Annotated in this window: 16 protein-coding genes; 6 read left to right on the top strand and 10 right to left on the bottom strand. The window is 68.0% G+C overall.

The features are described 5' to 3' along the window. Positions 1–6: 6 nt before the first annotated feature. Entirely contained in the window at positions 7–4,500 is a 4,494-nt protein-coding gene (locus LDO54_RS06200; RefSeq protein ID WP_224008061.1) for an ATP-binding protein, read from the bottom strand. A 474-nt stretch (positions 4,501–4,974) separates the two neighbouring features. Here LDO54_RS06200 and LDO54_RS06205 point away from each other — a divergent pair, with 474 nt between their 5' ends. Further along, entirely contained in the window at positions 4,975–5,418 is a 444-nt protein-coding gene (locus LDO54_RS06205; RefSeq protein ID WP_224008064.1) for a thioesterase family protein, read from the top strand. Between the two features lie 41 nt (positions 5,419–5,459). Here the strand turns inward: LDO54_RS06205 and LDO54_RS06210 are convergent, their stop codons facing one another. From LDO54_RS06210 to LDO54_RS06220, 3 genes are all read right to left on the bottom strand, one after another. Continuing rightward, on the bottom strand, positions 5,460–5,777 hold the full coding sequence (locus tag LDO54_RS06210; RefSeq protein WP_027814707.1) for a YnfA family protein: 318 nt from the start codon (positions 5,775–5,777) through the stop codon (positions 5,460–5,462). Between the two features lie 165 nt (positions 5,778–5,942). After that, positions 5,943–6,746 (bottom strand): phosphonoacetaldehyde hydrolase, encoded by an 804-nt coding sequence (gene phnX / locus LDO54_RS06215; RefSeq protein WP_224008068.1) that lies wholly within the window; start codon positions 6,744–6,746, stop codon positions 5,943–5,945. A 71-nt stretch (positions 6,747–6,817) separates the two neighbouring features. After that, a complete protein-coding gene (locus LDO54_RS06220) occupies positions 6,818–7,978 on the bottom strand; it encodes a 2-aminoethylphosphonate--pyruvate transaminase (protein WP_224008071.1) in 1,161 nt (386 codons plus the stop codon). Between the two features lie 169 nt (positions 7,979–8,147). Between LDO54_RS06220 and LDO54_RS06225 the strand changes: the two genes are divergently transcribed. Further along, the gene (locus LDO54_RS06225; protein WP_224008074.1) at positions 8,148–9,002 is read left to right on the top strand and encodes a LysR substrate-binding domain-containing protein; all 855 of its coding nucleotides are present in this window, start codon (positions 8,148–8,150) and stop codon (positions 9,000–9,002) included. 54 nt (positions 9,003–9,056) lie between these two features. Here LDO54_RS06225 and LDO54_RS06230 read toward each other — a convergent pair whose 3' ends face one another. Beyond that, positions 9,057–9,278 carry a hypothetical protein gene (locus tag LDO54_RS06230; protein ID WP_224008077.1) on the bottom strand — a complete coding sequence of 74 codons (222 nt, stop codon included), beginning with the start codon at positions 9,276–9,278 and terminating at the stop codon, positions 9,057–9,059. Between the two features lie 301 nt (positions 9,279–9,579). Here LDO54_RS06230 and LDO54_RS06235 point away from each other — a divergent pair, with 301 nt between their 5' ends. Further along, the gene (locus tag LDO54_RS06235) at positions 9,580–10,233 is read left to right on the top strand and encodes a phosphoribosyltransferase (protein ID WP_224008080.1); all 654 of its coding nucleotides are present in this window, start codon (positions 9,580–9,582) and stop codon (positions 10,231–10,233) included. A 59-nt stretch (positions 10,234–10,292) separates the two neighbouring features. On the opposite strand, the gene LDO54_RS06240 is transcribed toward LDO54_RS06235, so the two are convergent. Beyond that, positions 10,293–10,595, bottom strand: a complete 303-nt coding sequence (locus LDO54_RS06240; RefSeq protein ID WP_224008083.1) for a YciI-like protein — start codon at positions 10,593–10,595, stop codon at positions 10,293–10,295. A 258-nt stretch (positions 10,596–10,853) separates the two neighbouring features. On the opposite strand from LDO54_RS06240, the gene LDO54_RS06245 reads away from it, so the two are divergent. The 3 genes from LDO54_RS06245 (at position 10,854) to LDO54_RS06255 (ending at position 12,730) form a co-directional block, all read left to right on the top strand. Then, positions 10,854–11,186 carry a PsiF family protein gene (locus LDO54_RS06245; protein WP_224008087.1) on the top strand — a complete coding sequence of 111 codons (333 nt, stop codon included), beginning with the start codon at positions 10,854–10,856 and terminating at the stop codon, positions 11,184–11,186. A 339-nt stretch (positions 11,187–11,525) separates the two neighbouring features. After that, positions 11,526–11,972, top strand: coding sequence for a hypothetical protein (locus LDO54_RS06250; protein WP_224008090.1), 447 nt, complete (start codon positions 11,526–11,528; stop codon positions 11,970–11,972). A 170-nt stretch (positions 11,973–12,142) separates the two neighbouring features. Next, positions 12,143–12,730 carry a BPSL1445 family SYLF domain-containing lipoprotein gene (locus LDO54_RS06255; RefSeq protein ID WP_224008093.1) on the top strand — a complete coding sequence of 196 codons (588 nt, stop codon included), beginning with the start codon at positions 12,143–12,145 and terminating at the stop codon, positions 12,728–12,730. A 73-nt stretch (positions 12,731–12,803) separates the two neighbouring features. Here LDO54_RS06255 and LDO54_RS06260 read toward each other — a convergent pair whose 3' ends face one another. The 4 genes from LDO54_RS06260 to LDO54_RS06275 form a co-directional block, all read right to left on the bottom strand. Further along, entirely contained in the window at positions 12,804–13,871 is a 1,068-nt protein-coding gene (locus LDO54_RS06260) for a glycosyltransferase family 4 protein (protein ID WP_224008096.1), read from the bottom strand. A gap of 305 nt (positions 13,872–14,176) precedes the next feature. Beyond that, a complete protein-coding gene (locus LDO54_RS06265; RefSeq protein ID WP_224008100.1) occupies positions 14,177–15,346 on the bottom strand; it encodes an AAA family ATPase in 1,170 nt (389 codons plus the stop codon). A 97-nt stretch (positions 15,347–15,443) separates the two neighbouring features. Further along, positions 15,444–16,886, bottom strand: coding sequence for an alpha,alpha-trehalose-phosphate synthase (UDP-forming) (otsA, locus tag LDO54_RS06270; RefSeq protein ID WP_224008103.1), 1,443 nt, complete (start codon positions 16,884–16,886; stop codon positions 15,444–15,446). Positions 16,887–17,005: 119 nt separating this feature from the next. Next, entirely contained in the window at positions 17,006–18,277 is a 1,272-nt protein-coding gene (locus LDO54_RS06275; RefSeq protein ID WP_224008107.1) for a mechanosensitive ion channel family protein, read from the bottom strand. Positions 18,278–18,475 lie beyond the last annotated feature (198 nt).

The raw sequence follows: 18,475 nt of genomic DNA on the forward strand, positions 1-18,475 counted from the left end.
GCGACCTTAGCGCGGCGCCCGTGCCGCGCGCTGCGCGCGTTGCACCTCGCCGCGCGCGCTCACCAGTTCGTCGCGCGAACGCGTGAGCAGCAGCAGGATTTCGTCGGGATCGGCGGGCTTCGTGATGTGCCAGTCGAAGCCTGCATCGAGCGTGCGTTTGCGGTCCTCGTCCTGGCCCCAGCCGGTCAGTGCGACCACCACCGTGTCCTGCGTGTCCGGCAACCGGCGCAGCGCGCGCGCCACTTCATAGCCGCTCAGTCCGGGCATGCCGAGATCGAGCAGCACGGCCTCGGGGCGGTACGTCGGCGCAAGTTCGAGCGCCGCCGCGCCGGAGTGCGCCACGCGCACTTCATGACCCGAAAGCGACAGCAGCAGCGCGAGACTTTCCGCCGCGTCCTTGTTGTCGTCGACGACGAGCACGCGCCGAGCCGCCCTCGCCGGCCGATGCGCCTCGTCCACGACCGCGCGCGAGCGCAAGGTCGGCACCACGATCGGCAGCACGATACGGAATTCGCTGCCGCGTCCCGGCCCGTCGGAGCGCGCGTGAATGGTGCCGCCGTGCAGGCGCACGAGCCCTTTCGACAGCGCAAGGCCGATCCCGAGCCCGCCCTCGGCGCGCGGCGAACGCGCGTCGATCTGCGAGAACATCGCGAACAGCCGCTCGTCGGCATCGGCTGGCAGACCGATGCCGTCGTCCGTGACGGTCAGCTCGATCGCCGCGCCGTCCACGCGTATCGCGAGTTCGATATGGCCGCCCGGATCGGTGTATTTGCCCGCGTTGTTGAGCAGATTCGAGATCACCTGCGCGAGCCGCAGCGCGTCGGCGTCGATCAGCACGTCGGACATCGGCTCGTGCACCGTGAGCGTGTGCTGCTTGCGTTCGAGCAGCGGCCGCGACGCCTCGACCGCGGTCTTGATCACGACGCCGAGACTCACGACGTCGCGCCGCAAATCGAGCTTGCCACAGGTCACGCGCGCGAGATCCAGCAACTCGTCGAGGAGTCCTGACATATGCGTGACCTGACGGCGGATCACGTCGGTGGCCCACGCCAGTTGCTCCGGGGTCAGCGACTTCGAATCGAGGATCGCCGCGGCGCTGCGGATCGGCGCGAGCGGATTGCGCAGTTCGTGCGACAGCGTGGCGAGAAACGCGTCCTTCTGATGATCGGCTTCCTCGAGTTGCTGGCGCACGCGCACCTGCGCCGAGATATCGCGGAAGTAGCAGACGAGGCCGAATTCGCCGTCCGCGAGCGGCGTGCGGTGCACTTCCCATTCGTAGCACTCGACGCGCTCGCGGTCGCGCCGCGGCTCGCTGCGTTCGGGCGTGTGATACGGCGCGCCGGTCGCCAGCGTGTCGCGAAAGATCGCCACGATCTCGTCCGCGTAGTGCGGCTGCCAGACGCGCTGCATCACCGCGCCGAAGTCCTGCCCGGTGAGATCGGCCGTGTCGCCGAAAAATGCCTGCGCGCCCGGATTGATCTCGCGGATGCGCAAATCGCGATCGACGAGATAGACGCCGAGCGGCGCTTCGTTCATCAGCGTTTCGAATTGCGCGGTGCGCACGCGGATCGCTTCCTGATCGGCCTTGCGTCCGCTGATATCGGACAGCAGCACGGCGGCGCCCTGCGCGGCCGGATAGATGCGCACTTCGTACCAGCGCCCGCGCCGCGCGCACCAGGTTTCGAACAATTGCATCGCGCGCGCCTCGTGCGCGGCGCGCAGTGCGGCGTCGAAGCCGTTCGTGGCCGCCTCGGGACAGACATCGACGATGCGCTGCCCGAGCGCCTGCGGCGCGCTCACGCCGGCCATCTCCAGGAAATGCGGATTGGCGAGCGTGATGCGCGCGCCTTCGTCGAGCATGAAGAACTGGTCCTGAATGCTGGAGAGCGCGAGTTCGAGCAACTGCTGGTTGGCGTGGCGGATCTGCGTGCGTTCGAGCAGCGCGCCCACGCGCGCGGCCAGTTCGCGCGCCGAGAACGGCTTGACGAGATAGTCGTCGGCGCCCGCATCGAGTCCTTCGATGCGCGCTTCCTCGCCCGCGCGCGCCGAGAGCAGGATCACCGGGACTTCGCTGAGCGCCGGGTCGCGCCGCACTTCGGCGAGCAGGCCGAAGCCGTCGAGGCGGGGCATCATCACGTCGGCGAGGATCAAGTCGGGCCGCGCGCGGCGCGCGCGATCGAGCGCTTCGACGCCGTCGGCCGCAAGTTCGACCTGCCACGCGCTCGAGAGCAAGGCGCCGACGTAGGCGCGCATGTCGGCGTTATCGTCGACGAGCAGGATGCGCGAGCCGAACGTGAGCGCGAAACGCCGGTCGCGCAGGCCCGCCGACCAGGCGGGTGCGGGGCTGTCGAGGCGCTGGCCCTCGCCTGCTTCGGCGTTGGCGCCGCCACGCGCGCCGAACGTGCCGCTGGCACCGCTGACACCATAAGCGCCATCAGCGGCATTCGCGCCATTGGCGCCCTCGCCGTTCGCCTCGCTCTCGCCCGGCGGCGCCGTGCCGAGCCAGCCCGCCGCTTCGGCGGCGAACGCGGCGGCCAGTTGCGCGTCGCCATTGCGCAGCATGTCGATCGCGCGCGGCGTGTCCGTCTGAAGCGCGCCCGGCGCACTCTCGCGCACGCGCTCGGCGGGCAGATGCACGCGGCCGAACGGCACGCGCACGGTGAAGCGCGAGCCGCGCCCCGGCTCGCTCCACGCCTCGATCGTGCCGCCGTGCAGCTTGACGAGCTCCTGGACCAGCGCGAGGCCGATGCCGGAGCCTTCCTGCGTGCGCCCCTGCGTGCCTTCCACGCGATGAAACCGCTCGAACAGACGCGGCATTTCGTGCGCCGGAATGCCCGTGCCGCTGTCCTCGACCGTGAGCGCCGCGCAATCGCCGTCACGCGCGAGACGGATGCCGACCTGCCCCGCGAGCGTGAATTTGAACGCATTCGACAGCAGATTGAGGACGATCTTTTCCCACATCTGCCGGTCGACGTAGACCGGCTCATCGAGCTGGCATTGCACGCGATACGCGAGTCCGCCGCGCTCGATGGCCGAGCGGAACGTGCTCGCCACGTGCTGCGTGTAGCGCGCGAGATCGGTGGCCTCGTAGCCGACGTCGCTGCGGCCCGCCTCGATGCGCGCGAAGTCGAGCAGCGAGTTCACGAGCCGCAGCAGCCGGTGGCCGTTGCGGCGCGCGAGGCGCAGCAAGGCGAGTCGCGCGGGATCGCGGTCGGCGGCCACGAGATCGTCGATCGGCGCGAGCATCAGCATCAGCGGCGTGCGCAATTCGTGGCTCACGTTCGAGAAAAACGTGGTTTTGGCGCGGTCCAGCGCGGCCAGTTGTTCGAGGCGCTCGCGTTCGGTTTCCACCGCGCGCGCGCCTTCGACGATGCTGGCCGCCTGCGACGCGACGAGGCCGATGAAGGCGCGGTAATCGTCGTCGAACAGCAGACGCGGACTCGCGCCCGTCACCAGAAAACCGAGCGTGGCGCTGTGCTCGCCCGGCGCTCCGTCCGCACCTTGCACGCCCGGCGCGCGGCGCATGAGCGGCACGATGGCGGCGCGGCTCACGGGTTCGGACCACGCCGATTCGGCGGGCAGCACGTCGTCGAGCCACGCGGTGTCGACGACCGCGCCTTCGTGCGGCGCGCGCGACGCCTCGGCGAGCGCTGCCGCGAGACTGCCGGGCGCCGCGCCATCGAAGCTCAGCGCGGCTGACAGCGGCGTCGGTCCCGCGTGATTGCTGGCCGCGAGGCGCGCACCCTGGCCGTCCGCGTCGAGCAGATAGAGCGCGATGAAAGGCAGATCGCGGCGATTGCCGTCGAGCGCGACGAGGATCTCGCCGCAGGCCTCGGCGACCGACTGCGCGTTGCGCGCCGTGCCCGAAAGCTGCGCCACGGTGGCGAGCCGCCGCTCGGACAGCACGCGCCGCGTCTCCTCCGTGACCACGCAGAGCATGCCTTGCACGCCGCCACTATCGTCGTGCACTGGGCCGTACGAAAACGTGTGATACGTCTCTTCCTTGAAGCCGTTGCGTTCGAGAAACAGCAGCAGGCTTTCGTCCCACGTGGCTTCGCCGGTCGCAAGCACGTGCTCGATGCGTGAGCCCGCCTCGGTCCAGACTTCGGCCCAGACTTCGCGCGCGGGCATGCCGATGAACTGCTGCTTCGCGCCGAGCGTCGGGCGGTAGGCATCGTTGCAGAGAAACGTGAGTTCGGGGCCCCAGGCGAGCCACATCGCGTAACGCGAGGCCAGCATCAGACGCACGACGCTCTGGAGACTGTGCGGCCAGGCCGCCGTGGCGCCGAGCGGCGTCGCCGACCAGTCGTAGGCGTGCACGAGTTCGGCCATCGTCGCCCACGCGCCGGCGGCGGCTGGCGCCTGAGCGACGACAGCCTGGGGAATTTCTTCCGCGCTTGCCGGTAGGTTCTGCCGGAGCGCCGGGCGCACGACCTCCTTCACGACCGTGCTGACGGCCGGAGTCTGGGCGTGTCGATCGTCGTTCCGTTCAGATGTCATGGACACTCCCGCATTGGCGTAGGGTCGGCAGGCGGCTTCGTGCGCGCGCGAATCGGCGTTTTCGCGCACTGGCGTTCTGGCGAGCGGGCGCAAGGAACGGGCCGCGTTGCGCAGGGAGCGCTTCGCGAGCACTGGATGATGGAGCCAATCACGAGCAATTTGCGCGCCCGGTGCCGATTGGCGCGGGCGCTGGCCGCAAGTGGCTGTTGCGCGTGTGGTTTGCGAGCGTGCGCCGCGCGCCGGACGGCTGTCAACGGCGGCTCGATAAGATGGCGGCGGGCCGTTTCGCGCGCCCCGCCACACCGATTGATCGGACGAATGTGGCAAGCCTGGCGGCCCGCGCCCGTGTGCCCGCATAGGCTCGCGCGCGCCGAACCGCTACAATCGCGGCTTGCGCGCGGGCGCCGTGGATGAGACACGCGGCATGGACAACCCGCCGCGACGCCTTTCTTATTCGATTATCCGCATTGCGCCATGGCCCGCATCGAGCTCCACTTCCCCGAAGACCAATACTTCTATTCGACGCATCTGACCGTTCGCGTCACCGACATCAACTCGGCGAACCACCTCGCCAACGACTCGATGATCTCGATGATTTCGGAGGCGCGGGCGCGCTTCCTGTTCGACGCCGGCATCGAGGACATGAAGGACGCGCACACGAGCATCATCGTCACCGACCTCGCGACGACCTATCGCGCCGAAGCCTACGCGCGCGACCAGCTCTGCTTCGAAGTCGGCATCATGGATTTCAACAAGTACGGCGGCGACATCATCTTCCGCATCACGCGTCCCACGGACGGCGCACTGATCGCGATGGCCAAATCGGGCTTCGTGTTCTTCGACTACGAGGCGAAGAAAGTCGTGCCGATGCCGGGCGCGTTCCGCGCGAAATTCCCCAGCGTCAACTCGCTCGTTTAAGCGCAAATCCGGGCGCGGGTTCGGGCGCCCGCGCGGCGCGCTCAGCGCGGCTGGAACGCGATCAGCGCCATGCCCGCTAGCGTGAAGGCGATGCCGGCCCAGTCCCACGGGCTCGGCCGGATCGCCTCGACGCCCCAGAGCCACAGAATCGCCACGCAGACATAGACGCCGCCGTAGGCCGCGTAAGTGCGCCCCGCCGCGCTCGGATGCAGCGTGAGCAGCCACGCGAACAGCGCCAGCGACGCGGCGGCCGGCACGAGCCACCAGGCGCTCGCGCCTTCGCGCAGCCAGCGATACGGCAGATAGCAGCCGACGATTTCGGCGAGCGCGGTAACGACGAAAAGCAGGAACGTCTTCATGACGGGCGTGGATGGCGCAAGGGCGCACATGGTAGCGCAGGCGGCGCTTCTTCGCCCTCCTCGCTCTCCTCGCCCTCTCTGCCCTCTTCGTAGCCGGAAATGCAAACGCCCCGTTCGCGCCCCAAGCCAGAGGCACGAACGGGGCGTGTTCAACCGATCAAACGCTCAAGGCCGCTCGCCGCGCGCGAGCCGCGTCTCGATCTCCGTGACCACCGGCAGCAGGTCGGCGACGCTGTCGATCACGTAATGCGCGCCCGCCGCGCGCAGACGCTCGATCGCCGCCGCACGGCGCAGCGCGAACTCGTCGGGCGCGAGTGCGTGCACTTCGTCTTCGCTCAGGCCGAACGCGTTGCCGCTCACCGCCACGCCCACGGCCCACGTGCCGCCGTTGAGGCCTTCCTCGATGCCCACTTCGGTGTCGTCGACCTTGATCGCCTCGCGCGCGCGCCATACGCCCAGTTGCGGCAGCGTGCGATAGATCATGTACGGCGACGGACGGCCCTCGGGCGTGTCGCCGGTGCAGACGATGCTGTCCGCTTCGAAGCCCTGCCTCGCCGCGCCCGGCACGATCTGGTCGATGATCTCGCGCGTGTAACCCGTGGTGGAACCGATGCGCACGCCGTCGGCGCGCAACTGCTTCGTCACGGCGGCCACGCCGGGAATCACGTCGCTGTACTGCGCGGCGACGGCTACATTACGCGGCACAAAAACATCGTAGACGGCGTCGATGTCGGCGTCGCACGGCACGTGGCCGTATCGCTCCTTCCACGCCTGCGCCACGCGCGGCAGCGCCATCAGCGCCGCGATGTGCGGACGCTTGGCCATGCCCATCGGGCCGCGCGCCTCGTCGATCGAAATCGGCACGCCGAATTCCTCGAAGGTCTCGACGAACGCGCCCATCGGCGCGCGCGAGCCGTAGTCGACCACCGTGCCGGCCCAGTCGAAAATCACTGCCTTGACGTGTTGCATAGTCGTGAGTCCTGAAGTTACGCAGATCGCTGCGCGGCAATCAATAGTGCTTGAAACAAGGCCTGATCCGCTCAGGCCGCGAGCGCCTCGCGGGCATCGAGCGAGGCATGCGCCGGTGCGCCATCGGGCACGCCGAGCGTGCGCAGCGCGTTGCCGCACGCTTCGACCACACGGCGCATCACGCTTTCATCCAGCGCGCCGATGCAGCCGATGCGAAAACTCTCCACATTCGTCAGCTTGCCCGGATAAATGATGAAACCCTGCGCCTTCATCAGCTCATAGAAACGCTCGAAACTGAACGACGCGTGCGCCGGCGAAAAGAACGTGACGATGATCGGCGAGCGCCACGCTTCGGTCAGCAGCGGCTCGAAACCGAGCGCGCGCATGCCGTCGACCATCACATCGCGATTACGCGTATAGCGCGCGAGCCGCCCAGGCTGACCGCCTTCCACCTCAAACAGGCGCAGCGCTTCAAGAAACGCGGCCACCGCGTGCGTGGGCGGCGTGAAGCGCCATTGCCCCGTGCGGTTCATCACGTCCCACTGATCGTGCAGATCGAGCGCGAGCGAATGGCTGTTGCCTTTCGCGCCTTGCAGCGCGCTTTTCTTCGCGATCACGAAGCCAAAGCCCGGCACGCCCTCGATGCATTTATTCGCCGACGACACGAACGCCTCGCACGGCAGCGTGCGCACGTCGAGCGGCACGGCGCCGAACGCGCTCATCGAATCGATCAGCAGACGGCGGCCGTGGCGCGCGGTGACTTCGGCGATTTCCTCGATCGGATTGAGGATGCCCGAACTGGTCTCGCAATGGACGACCACGACGTGCGTGATGTCGTCGTGCGCGACGAGCAGACGATCGACGTCGGCGGCGCGCGGCGGCAGGTAATCGCCCGTGTCGTGCACCGTGTGGCTGCGGCCCAGATAGCGCAGCGTGGTGGCGATGCGCTTGCCATAGGCGCCGTTGGCGAGCACGAGCGCGTGGCCGTTGCGCGGCACGAAGCTGCCCAGCATCGCTTCCACGCAGTAGCTGCCGCTGCCCTGCAAGGGCACGCAGTCGTAGTCGCCGTTTGTGTCGCCGGCGACGGCCAGCAGCGCGGCGCGCAGACGCGCCGTCATCGCGCGGAAATCGGCGTCCCACGAGCCCCAGTCGCGCAGCATCGCGGCTTTGGTCGACGCAGCCGTGGTCAGCGGGCCGGGGGTCAGCAGGTACGGATCGGCGTGGGTATTCAAGGGGTGCTCCCGTCAATCTTCAGCTTGGATGCCGTTACGGTACGCGAATGAAACCCATCGGTAAAATCGATATAATCGATGGCGCTATCAGTTGGACTTATGGATTGTCGATGACCGTTTTAAGGCGGTTCGATGAATTTTCGATGATGCGCGCGAAGGAGAAATCGCCATGCAGTACGCGCAGTTGCGGGCCTTTCATGCGGTCGCCGAGCACGGCGGCTTTTCGCGCGCCGCGCAGGCGCTCTCGCTCACGCAGCCGGCGGTGTCAGACCACGTGAAGCGGCTGGAGCAGGATTTCGGCGTGAAGCTGTTCGAGCGCGCGCCGCGCGGCGTCGAGCTGACCGATCTCGGGCGGCGGCTCTATGCGGTGACGCGGCAGATGGTCGGCGGCGAGCGCGCCGCGCGGCGGCTGCTCGAATCGGCGGGTGCGCTCGAATCGGGCGAACTGGCGCTGGTCGCCGACGCGCCCGATCTCGCGATCAAACTCGTCGGCGCGTTCCGGCGCCGTTATCCGGGCGTGGTCGTGAAGCTCGCCATCGCGAACGCCACGGAATGCATGCGGCGTGTCATGGCGAGCGAGGTGGACGCGGCCATCACGGCGGCGCATCAGGTGCATAGCCGGCTGGAGACGCGCGTGCTGCGCGAGGAGCCGCTGGTGGCGGTCGTGCCCGCAGATAGCGCGGCGGCGAAAAAGCGCCGTATGAGCTACGAGGAATTGATCCGCGAACCGATGATCTTTCGCGAGGCGCATTCGGTCACGCAGCAGCTGCTCGAAGCGGAACTCGTGCGCAAGGGCCTGCAGGTGCATCCCGTGCTTTACGTCGATGGCCGCGAGGCGCTGCAGACCGCCATCGCGCAGGGCTTGGGCGCGGGCGTGATCGCGGGCGCGGAGTTCGGCGAGTCGCGGCGCATCCGCGCGATCGCGCTGGTCGATTGCCAGGTGCGCATGGTCGAGTCGCTGACGCGGCTCGCTGACTCGTCGTCGAATTTGCTCGATGCGCTGTTCGACACGCCGCTCGACTGAGCCCGCTATCCTGGCACGCCAGGCACAAGCGGCACAAGCGGCACAAGCGCCCCGCTACGACACCACGATATCGGCACCGACTTCGTGCAGCAGATCGCGCAAGGTTTCCGCCTGTTCCATGCGCGCGCCGTGCCGGAGATGGATACGCAGCGCGCGGCCCGCGATGCCGTCGATCGGGCGCACGAGCCGTAGCTCCAGTGCGAGCCCGAGACCGTCGGGCGCATCGGCCTCGACGGGTTCGACGACGCGCGGCGAGAAACAGGCAGATTCGGACATGGCGTGGACCTCGTCGGTGAAAGGCACGGCTCATCGTAACCACGCGATCGCGTCGCGCCAAACGAGAAATCTGCGTATGCAAATGAGCGCGCGGCGGGAGACGTTTGCTGCGCACGCGCTTTGCGCAACGGCGCGCGGCGCGTGCCGCGATGCGTGCGTCGGGTCCGCATCCAGTCCGCATTGCGCGGACAAAACGGACACCGCGAACGACGCGCAGGACCAACAAGTGGCACACTGGGCGGATCGTTCCGCCTGGATTTTGGACGGGATCGGCCGCCGCGCCGATCGACAGGAACCGCTTATGGAACGCCCTTTCACCGATCGCCGCGAGGCGGGCCGCCTGCTCGCCGCGCAACTCGCGCCCTACGCCGGGCGCGCCGACGTCATCGCGCTGGCGCTGCCGCGCGGCGGCGTGCCGGTTGCATTCGAAGTCGCGCAGGCGCTGGGCGTGCCGCTCGACGTGCTGCCCGTGAGCAAGCTCGGCATGCCGTGGCAGCCCGAACTGGCGATGGGCGCGCTGTCGTCGAACGGCGCGCAATACGTCGACGACGCGCTGATCCGCGAAGCCGGTGTGAGCGCGGCGCAATTGCAGAGCGCGCTGGCGCTCGCGCGCATCGAACTCGGACGCCGCGAGGCGCGTTATCGCGGCGAGCGCGCGGCGATCCCGGTCGCGGGGCGCGTCGCGCTGCTGATCGACGACGGCATGGCCACGGGCGCGTCGATCAAGGCCGCGGCGCGCGCGCTCGCGACGCTCGGTCCGGCGCGCATCGTCGCCGCGTTGCCGGTGGCCCCGGCAGGCGCGCGCGCCCGGCTCGCGGGCGCCGTCGACGATCTGGTCTGCGTGCGCACGCCGCTGTCGTTCATGAGCGTCGGCCAGTTCTATCTGGATTTCGATCAGGTCGACGACGAGACCGTGCGCGACCTGCTCGAACGCGCGGCAAAGCCGGCCTCGTGACGCCGCACTCATGCACTAAAGCACTAAAACAGCGCGCCACGGTTGTCCCTGCCGCGATCTCAGTCCGGGCGCACCGGCTTCGACGCCTGCTCGCCCACCACGGTCTGCCACGGCCGCACGCGCCACGACTTCACCAGCCCCGCGCGCACATAGGGATCGGCTTGCGCGAACGCCTCGGCGGCGGCCGGGCTGTCGCCCTGGAACAGCAGCAGCGCCGTGTCCGTCGGCTCGGCCACCGCGCCCGCGAGCAGCAGCTCGCCGCGCTCGGCGGCGGCCCACGCGAGGCGCAGATGTTCGTCGCGATATTCGCCGCGCCGGTCGAGGTAATCGTCCACGAGCTCGTACTTCAGGAGGTAGTGCATCGTCGCTCTCAGCTGGGGCCGACCGTCGAATCGCCGGCCAGCTCGATGATGAATCGATCGATGAACCGATCGTCAAGAATGGTTAGGCGAATGCGCAGGCCACCCGCCTGCGGTGCATTGTGCCGCACGCGCGTCAACCAAAGGCAACATCAGTTCGTTTTCAGGTTGGCTTTGCCATAATGGTCGCGGCGATGGGCAATGACAATTCGGCCTGCTCGCACCACGAACGACAACGTCCAAATCCCATGGGAGTGAACGATGAAGATCCAATCCGTCATTGCTGCAATCGTGCTGGGCGGCGTGTTCGCCGCGCCGGCTTTCGCACAAACCGCTGCGCCCGCGGCATCCTCGGCGCCCGCTGCGCCGAACAGCCAGCAGACGAAAATGAAGACCTGCAACACGCAGGCCGGCGACAAGAAAGGCGACGACCGCAAGGCCTTTATGAAGGACTGTCTCTCGACGGGCGGCGCCACGCCGCCGGCGAAGATGACGCAGCAGGAGCGCATGAAGATGTGCAACACGCAAGCCGGCGACAAGAAGGGCGACGATCGCAAGGCCTTCATGAAGCAGTGCCTCTCCACCAAGGGTTGAGCGCGCATCCGATCGCGCAGGGGTCCTGAACGACTCGCTATGCTTCGCGCCATTCGCGCCATTCGCGCGAATTGTGCGACCTGCGCGCCTCCCGCTGTTCCCGCGACGCGCCGTGGCTTATGCTGCGGCGCGTCGTTTTTCATGGTGCACCGCACACGCGCCATGCTGCGCCGCACCGTCCTGACAAAGCGCCCTCGCCCGTGCGCCGACGCCGCGTTTTTCTCCTATGATGGCTCCAGCGGCAGCCCTTCCGTTACACGAAAAAAGCACGCACGCCCTCGGGCCGCCGCCTGGACGCTCAAGTCTGGATGATGCGCACAGCATCGAATGGAGGCGCGGATGGCATGGAGACACAAGAATCGCTGGTTCCGCCGCTGGCTGGTGGTGATCGTCTTCTGGCTGGTGCCGGTGATGATCGTCGCGGTGCGCGAGATCCAGGACGAGATGGCCTATAACCGCGCCGACCTCCAGCGCGCGCTCACCGCCTGGACGTTCACCGACGCCGAACGCGCGAACGGCGCGCCGCTGCGCTGCCACGGCACGCCCGAGGCGGCGCGCGCGGAAGGCTGCCCCGCCGCCGTGCTGGCCGAAAACGCCGCGCGTCACGCCGACGCGCTCAGCGAGTACGCCGTGCGGCGCGCCACGCTGCTGCGCTACCTCTGGCATGCATTCGTCGGCTACTGGGTCGTGCCCGCGGCCGGCCTGCTCGCGATCGGCATCGTGCTCGGCGGCGTCAAGCGCGCGCTGCGCCGTCCGGCGGCCGCCAAACCCTTCCCCGAACGCTGATTACGCCGCTTGCCCGGCTGACTCCGCTCGCGGCGCCGTCCGCGACTGGCCGGAAGGCCTGTGCCTGCTCAGAAAGCCGCATTGGGACCCTGTGATATAAACATCAGGCTGATCCCGTCATCGGCACAGCCATGGCGGCACGGCTTCCGGAAAACAGAACGGAGAAGAATATGCATGCACGTCGCTTGATCCTGAAGACTTCCGTTGCGGCCGCACTCGCGTGCGCCGCACTCGCAGGCTGCACCACCACCGGCAATCAGCCGCCCACCGAACAATCCGACGCCTCGCGCCGCCAGTCGATCGACGCCAGCGTCGACGGCACGATGTCGCGTCTGTATCAGACCGTACCGGGCGCGCGCGAGCTGGTCGGCAAGGCGCGCGGCGTGCTGGTGTTCCCTTCGGTGGTTCAGGCGGGCGTCGTGGTCGGCGGCGAGCACGGCGACGGCGCGCTGCGCGTCGGCGGCAGCACCGTCGGCTACTTCAGCACCTCGGGCGCCTCGGTGGGCGCCACGCTCGGCGTGCAGTCGAAGGCCATCGTCTATCTCTTCATGACGCAGGACGCGCTCGACAAATTCCGCAACTCGGACGGCTGGGCAGCGGGCGGCGACGCCTCGGTCGCGCTCGTGAAGGTCGGCGCGAACGGCACGATCGACACCACCACGGCCACCAAGCCCGTGCAGGTTTTCGTGCTGACCAACAAGGGCCTGCTCGGCGACCTCTCGCTCGGCGGCACGAAGATTTCGCATCTGAAGATCTGAGGCGCGTTCGGCGCAAGCCCAATGAAAAACCGGCGGCACAGGCCGCCGGTTTTTTTGACCTCAAGGTTCAACCTCAAGTCGCCGACGTGTCGATCACCTTGAAGCGCGAGCGCTTGTTCGCGCGAATCACCGCCTGATACGCCTCCACGTATTCCTGCGCCATGCGGCGCGACGTGAAGCGCTCCTCGAAGCGTTGCCGCACGCCCGCGCGCGGCACGCGCGACAGCCGGTTCACGGCGGCCACCGCGCCGATTTCGTCCTCGACGATGAAACCCGAGATGCCGTCGTCCACCACTTCCGGCACCGCGCCGCGATTGAAGGCGATGACCGGCGTGCCGCAGGCCATCGCCTCGATCATCACAAGACCGAACGGCTCCGGCCAGTCGATCGGGAACAGCAGCGCATGCGCGCCCGAGAGGAATTCGGCCTTCTGGCCGTCGTTGATTTCGCCGATGAACTCGACGTGCGGCAGCGCGAGCAGCGGCTTGATATCGCGCTCGAAATACTCGCGGTCGGCCTCGTCGACCTTGGCGGCGATACGGATCGGCAGGCCGCAGCGCCCGGCGATGCGAATCGCGGTATCGACGCGCTTTTCGGGCGAGATGCGGCCAAGGAACGCCAGATAGCGCTGCTCGACCGGCTGCGGCGTGTAGAGGTTCTCGGGCAGCCCGTGATACACCGTGCGCAGCCATTTGGCCTGCGGAATCGGCTGGCGCTGCGCGTTCGAGATCGAGATCACCGGCGCGGTGTTGAAGGTGTCGAACACCGGCTGCTGCTCGGGCAGATCGAGACGGCCGTGCAGCGTGGTGACGAACGGCGTTTCCTGGCGCTTGAACACCGAAAACGAGTAGTAGTCCATATGGAAGTGCAGCACGTCGAACTGGTCGGCCTGGCGGCGCACCAGTTCCATCAGCAGCATGTGCGGCGCGATCCGGTCGCGGATGCTCGGATCGAGCCGCAGCGCGCGCGGCCAGACGGCTTCGAGCTTCGCGCCCGTAACCGAGTCGCCGCTGGCGAACAGCGTGACGTCGTGGCCGAGATCGACGAGCGCCTCGGTGATATACGACACGACACGTTCCGTGCCGCCATAGAGCTTGGGCGGGACCGATTCGGTCAGCGGGGCGATCTGCGCAATTCTCATCGGGTTCTCCAGCGAGTGTCTCCAGCGACGTCGGCGTCGACCTCGACCTTGACCTCGGTTGACGGCGCATCGTTCGATTATGGGACCGCACGCCTCGTCCACGGGCGCCGCGGTTGCGCGCGCACCACACGCGGGGACAGAACCGCTCGTCCGCACGATCCCCCATGCGATGCGCCCATGCGCGGCGCGCAAGCCTTCATTATTCGGGAAGCGCTCGGGCCGGGCCGCAAGACTTTCAATTGTTATACAGACTTACACGCGGATACATCCTCGCTTTCTCGCATGGTCCGCGCGCGCGACTGCGGCTAGCGCGACGGCCATTTCCACGCGGGCACGTCGAGCGCGTCCTCGTCGGCGAGCGCGGTGGCGCCGAGCCGGCGCTCCAGCACGATGGACTGGCTGCCCGCCTCGCGCTCCAGCGCGGCGACGAGCCGCGCCGCATGCGACACCACCAGCACCTGCGAATGCGCCGAGGCCCGCGCGATCAGCCGCGCGAGCGACGGCAGCAAATCGGGATGCAGGCTCGTCTCGGGCTCGTCGAGCACCAGCAGCGCGGGCGGACGCGGGCTCAGCAGCGCCGCCGCGAGCAGCAGATAGCGCAGCGTGCCGTCCGACAACTCCGCGCCGCGCAAAGGCCGCAAGAGCCCTTCCTGGCGCAGCGCCACCTCGAAGCGCCCTTCGTGATTGACGATCTCCGCGCGCGCGCCCGGAAACGCATCGCCGATCGCCGCATCGAGCGCCGCGCCGTCGCCGATCTCGCGGATCGTCTGCAGGGCCGCGGCGAGATTCGCGCCGTCGTCGGACAGCACCGGCGAATGCGTGCCGATCTGCACCTGGCGCGCGGCCGCCTGCACGTCGGTGCGGAAATGATCGTAGAAGCGCCACGAGCGGATCTGCTCGCGCACCGCGATCATCTCGGGCGCGCTGCGCGGGTCGGCGAACTCCGTCATCATGCTGTCGAAGCTCGCCACGGGCTGGGCGAGCGTGGTCCAGTCGTCGCCGCCTTCGCCCCGGATGCGGATCATCGGCCCCTGACGATCGACCAGCAAGGCCGAGGGCCGCAGGATCGGCCCGCTCCAGATGCATTCGCGCTTGATCACCGGATCGAGCGCGAACTGCGAAGTCGATGCCGGCGGCGGCAAGCCGAGATCGATCGCATAACCGAAGGTCTCGCCCGCGAACCCGAGCTTGAGACTCACAGCGTCCTTGCGCACCGTGCCCTGCACCGCGTGCTCGCCCGAACTCACCGCGCGCGAGAAGCGCTCGGGCCCGGCCCAGAGCGTCGATTGCAGCCCGCCCTCGCGCGCCAGCGACGGAATCACGCCGCCGCGCGCGGTCAGCGCGAGCAGGCGCAAGGCGCGATAGAGATTCGATTTGCCGCTGCCGTTCGGCCCCGTGATGACGTTGAGCGGACCGAGCGGGACGATGAGCTCGCGCAGCGAGCGGTAGTTGGCGATGGCAAGCGTGGTGAGCATGAGTCGATATCGATGCGCGTCGGCGTGAAGATCCTCGCAGGATCATACGCAATCGCACGCGCATCGATACTCGACGCGCATCGACACGCATCCCCATTCAGCGCTGATGCGGCAACGGCACGCGCGCGAGATCGCTCAGGAAACGGTCGCGCCACACGCCGAGGTCGTTGCGGCGCAGCGCCTCCATGTTGGTGTGATAGCGCTGCTTGCGTTCGTCGAGCGGCATCGAGAGCGCGCGTTCGAGCGCCTCCGACATGCCCGCCGCATCGTGCGGATTGACGAGCAGCGCGCCCGCAAGCTCGGCGGCCGCGCCCGCGAAAATCGACAGCACGAGCACGCCCGGATCCTCGGGATTCTGCGCGGCCACGTATTCCTTCGCGACGAGATTCATGCCGTCGTGCAACGGCGTCACATAGCCCACCTGCGACTCGCGGAACAGCGACATCAGCTTCCAGCGGTCGTACTGCTGGCTCAGATAGCGGATCGGCGTGTAATCGAGGCCCGAGTAGCGGCCGTTGATGCGCCCCGCCTCGCGCTCCAGTTCCTCGCGGATCACCTTGTAGCTCGCGACGTCCGAGCGCGTGGGCGGCGCGATCTGCACGAGCGTGACCTTGCCGCGCCACTCGGGCGAATGTTCGAGCAGTTGCTCGAAGGCGTGAAAGCGCTCGACGAGGCCCTTCGAATAATCGAGCCGGTCCACGCTCATGATGAGCTTGCGCCCTTCGAGGCTCTGCTTGAGGTCGAGCACGTGCTGGCGGCTTTCGTAGCGCGCGGCCTGCTCAGCGATCTCGTCGGGAAACACGCCGATGCGATACACGCCCGTGCGCAGCTTGCGGCCGTAGGCTTCGACGTCGCCCTCTTCCTCAGTCGGCTCACTCGGCTTGCCCGGCTCTTTCTGCACGTCGCGTTCGTGCACCGTGCCGCGCGCCTCGCGCGCGATGTAGTCGTGAAATGCCTGCTGGTCGTTGCGGGTCTGAAAACCGAGCAGGTCGTAGCAGCACAGCGACTTCACGAGTTCTTCGTGCGGCGGAATCGTCTGCAAGACCTGCGGCGACGGAAACGGAATATGCAGGAAGAAGCCGATGCGGTTGCGCACGCCTTCCGAGCGCAGCGCCTCGGCGAACGGAATCAGATGGTAGTCGTGGACCCAGATGATGTCGTCGGGCTCGATCAGTTTGATGAGCTTGTGCGCGAGCCAGGCGTTCACACGCCGGTAGCCCGCGTATTCGTCGCGCTCGTAACGCGCGAGGTCGTTGCGGTAGTGGAACACCGGCCACAGCGTGGCGTTCGAGAAACCCCGGTAATACTGGTCGTAATCCTTTTTCGTGAGACCGACGGTCGCGAACGTCACCGGCCCTTCCTGATCGAGCGTCGGGCCCGCGTTCGCCACCGTTTCGCTCACGACGTCGCCGCTCCAGCCGAACCACACGCCGCCCGCGTCCTTGAGCGCGCCGAACACGCCCACGGCGAGGCCGCCCGCCGAACCCTTCGTTTCGGTGGGCGTCGCCACGCGGTTAGAGACGACTATCAGTCTTGCCATCGTGCTATTTCTCCTCGGATCGCCTGCATCGCGATGTCTTCTCGTTGTTCAGCTTCAGTTATAGGCCGCGCGGCGTTGCTGGTGCGCGTCTTGTGCTGCGTTCTGTCCTCGTTGCTTCCCTAGCGCGACTGCGCCGCCTCCTCCGCCGCGCGCGCGCCGCTTTCCGCGACCGGATCGGCTTCGGTGTTGGCCGCCGTGCTCGACGCCGCGGGCGCGCCCGATTCAGCCGATTGAGCCGCTTGCCCCGATCGAGCCGATCCCGGCTCAGCGCGACGCGCGGAAGACGGCGGCAACTCGCCCGTCGGCGCCTCCTCGCGGCTCGCCAGTTCCGCCGACACCTCCGCGCGCGTGCGCGGCAAAAACTGCGGATAGTGCGCGTTGACGAAATCGAACAGCCCTTCGCGCACGCGGCAGCGCAAATCCCAGTTCAGCCCCGAATCCTGCGAGCTCACGAGCACGCGCAACTGCATCGCGCGTTCGCTGGCATCGGTCACCTGCAGCACCTGCACGCGCCGGTCCCATTCGGGCGCGCGCTCGACGATGCGTGCCAGTTCCTCGCGCAGCGGCGCGAGCGGCATGCGGTAGTCGAGCCACAGAAACACCGAGCCGATGATCTGCGAGCTGCTGCGCGTCCAGTTCGTGAACGGATTCTCGATGAACCATTGCAGCGGCACGATCAGCCGCCGCTGGTCCCAGATGCGCACCGAGACATACGTGCCGGTAATTTCCTCGATGCGCCCCCACTCGCCCTGGATCACGACCACATCGTCGAGCCGGATCGGCTGCGAAATCGCGATCTGGAGGCCGGCAATCAGATTCCCCAGCACGGGGCGTGCCGCGATACCGGCGACCAGTCCGGCGACGCCCGCCGAGGCCAGCAGACTCGCGCCGATCTGGCGCACGTTCGGGAAGGTCATGAGCGCCGCGCCCAGTCCGAAAACGATGATCACGACCATCACCGTGCGCGCGAGCACGCGCGCCTGCGTGTGGATGCGGCGCGCCTGCAGGTTGTCGGCGATATCGAGCGGATGCGCGGCCACGATCGCCTCGCCGATGGCCGCCGCGCAGCGCACCGACAGCCAGGTAATCGCGGCGATCAGCGCGAAGGCGCACAACTCGCGCAGGGTGCCGATGAAGCGCAGCGTGTCCGGCGCCTGCCACCAGACGAACTCGAGCGCGATCACGCCGAGCACCACGCGCGCGGGCTGGTGCACGTAGCGCACGAATACGCTCGCATGCGGATACGGCCGCGCGAGGCGGCGCACGACGCGCGCGCCGAGCCAGTGGACCGCGAAGGCGAAGGCCAGCGCGAACGCGCTGACGAGCAGCGTGCCGAGCCAGTTTTGCAACGGGGCGTCGGTCAGGCGGGAGAAGTCGTCGAGAGTGGGCATCGGTGGCCAGTTCCTCCTACGCGTGGCGACCTGGTGGAAACGGCACGGGCGGCGGGCCCGCGGACGAAGCGTGGCGAGGCAAAGGCGGCGCTGACGGCAAGTGGCGGCAAGCGGCGGCGCGTGGGAACGCGGAAGAACGCGTGAAAACACGTGACGCCGATGCCGGGATCGCGCCCTGCGTAACGCTACGCGAATGCG

The sequence above is a fragment of the Paraburkholderia tropica genome (assembly GCF_914484835.1).
Lineage (GTDB): Bacteria > Pseudomonadota > Gammaproteobacteria > Burkholderiales > Burkholderiaceae > Paraburkholderia > Paraburkholderia tropica_A.

Bases quoted from the DNA above. Each gene is read 5' to 3' on its own strand.
- LDO54_RS06200 (WP_224008061.1), bottom strand. From the start codon at position 4,500: ATGACATCTGAACGGAACGACGATCGACACGCCCAGACTCCGGCCGTC.
- LDO54_RS06240 (WP_224008083.1), bottom strand. From the start codon at position 10,595: ATGCACTACCTCCTGAAGTACGAGCTCGTGGACGATTACCTCGACCGG.
- LDO54_RS06230 (WP_224008077.1), bottom strand. From the start codon at position 9,278: ATGTCCGAATCTGCCTGTTTCTCGCCGCGCGTCGTCGAACCCGTCGAG.
- LDO54_RS06265 (WP_224008100.1), bottom strand. From the start codon at position 15,346: ATGCTCACCACGCTTGCCATCGCCAACTACCGCTCGCTGCGCGAGCTC.
- otsA (WP_224008103.1), bottom strand. From the start codon at position 16,886: ATGGCAAGACTGATAGTCGTCTCTAACCGCGTGGCGACGCCCACCGAA.
- LDO54_RS06225 (WP_224008074.1), top strand. From the start codon at position 8,148: ATGCAGTACGCGCAGTTGCGGGCCTTTCATGCGGTCGCCGAGCACGGC.
- LDO54_RS06245 (WP_224008087.1), top strand. From the start codon at position 10,854: ATGAAGATCCAATCCGTCATTGCTGCAATCGTGCTGGGCGGCGTGTTC.
- LDO54_RS06275 (WP_224008107.1), bottom strand. From the start codon at position 18,277: ATGCCCACTCTCGACGACTTCTCCCGCCTGACCGACGCCCCGTTGCAA.
- LDO54_RS06235 (WP_224008080.1), top strand. From the start codon at position 9,580: ATGGAACGCCCTTTCACCGATCGCCGCGAGGCGGGCCGCCTGCTCGCC.
- LDO54_RS06260 (WP_224008096.1), bottom strand. From the start codon at position 13,871: ATGAGAATTGCGCAGATCGCCCCGCTGACCGAATCGGTCCCGCCCAAG.
- LDO54_RS06205 (WP_224008064.1), top strand. From the start codon at position 4,975: ATGGCCCGCATCGAGCTCCACTTCCCCGAAGACCAATACTTCTATTCG.
- LDO54_RS06255 (WP_224008093.1), top strand. From the start codon at position 12,143: ATGCATGCACGTCGCTTGATCCTGAAGACTTCCGTTGCGGCCGCACTC.
- LDO54_RS06250 (WP_224008090.1), top strand. From the start codon at position 11,526: ATGGCATGGAGACACAAGAATCGCTGGTTCCGCCGCTGGCTGGTGGTG.
- phnX (WP_224008068.1), bottom strand. From the start codon at position 6,746: ATGCAACACGTCAAGGCAGTGATTTTCGACTGGGCCGGCACGGTGGTC.
- LDO54_RS06210 (WP_027814707.1), bottom strand. From the start codon at position 5,777: ATGAAGACGTTCCTGCTTTTCGTCGTTACCGCGCTCGCCGAAATCGTC.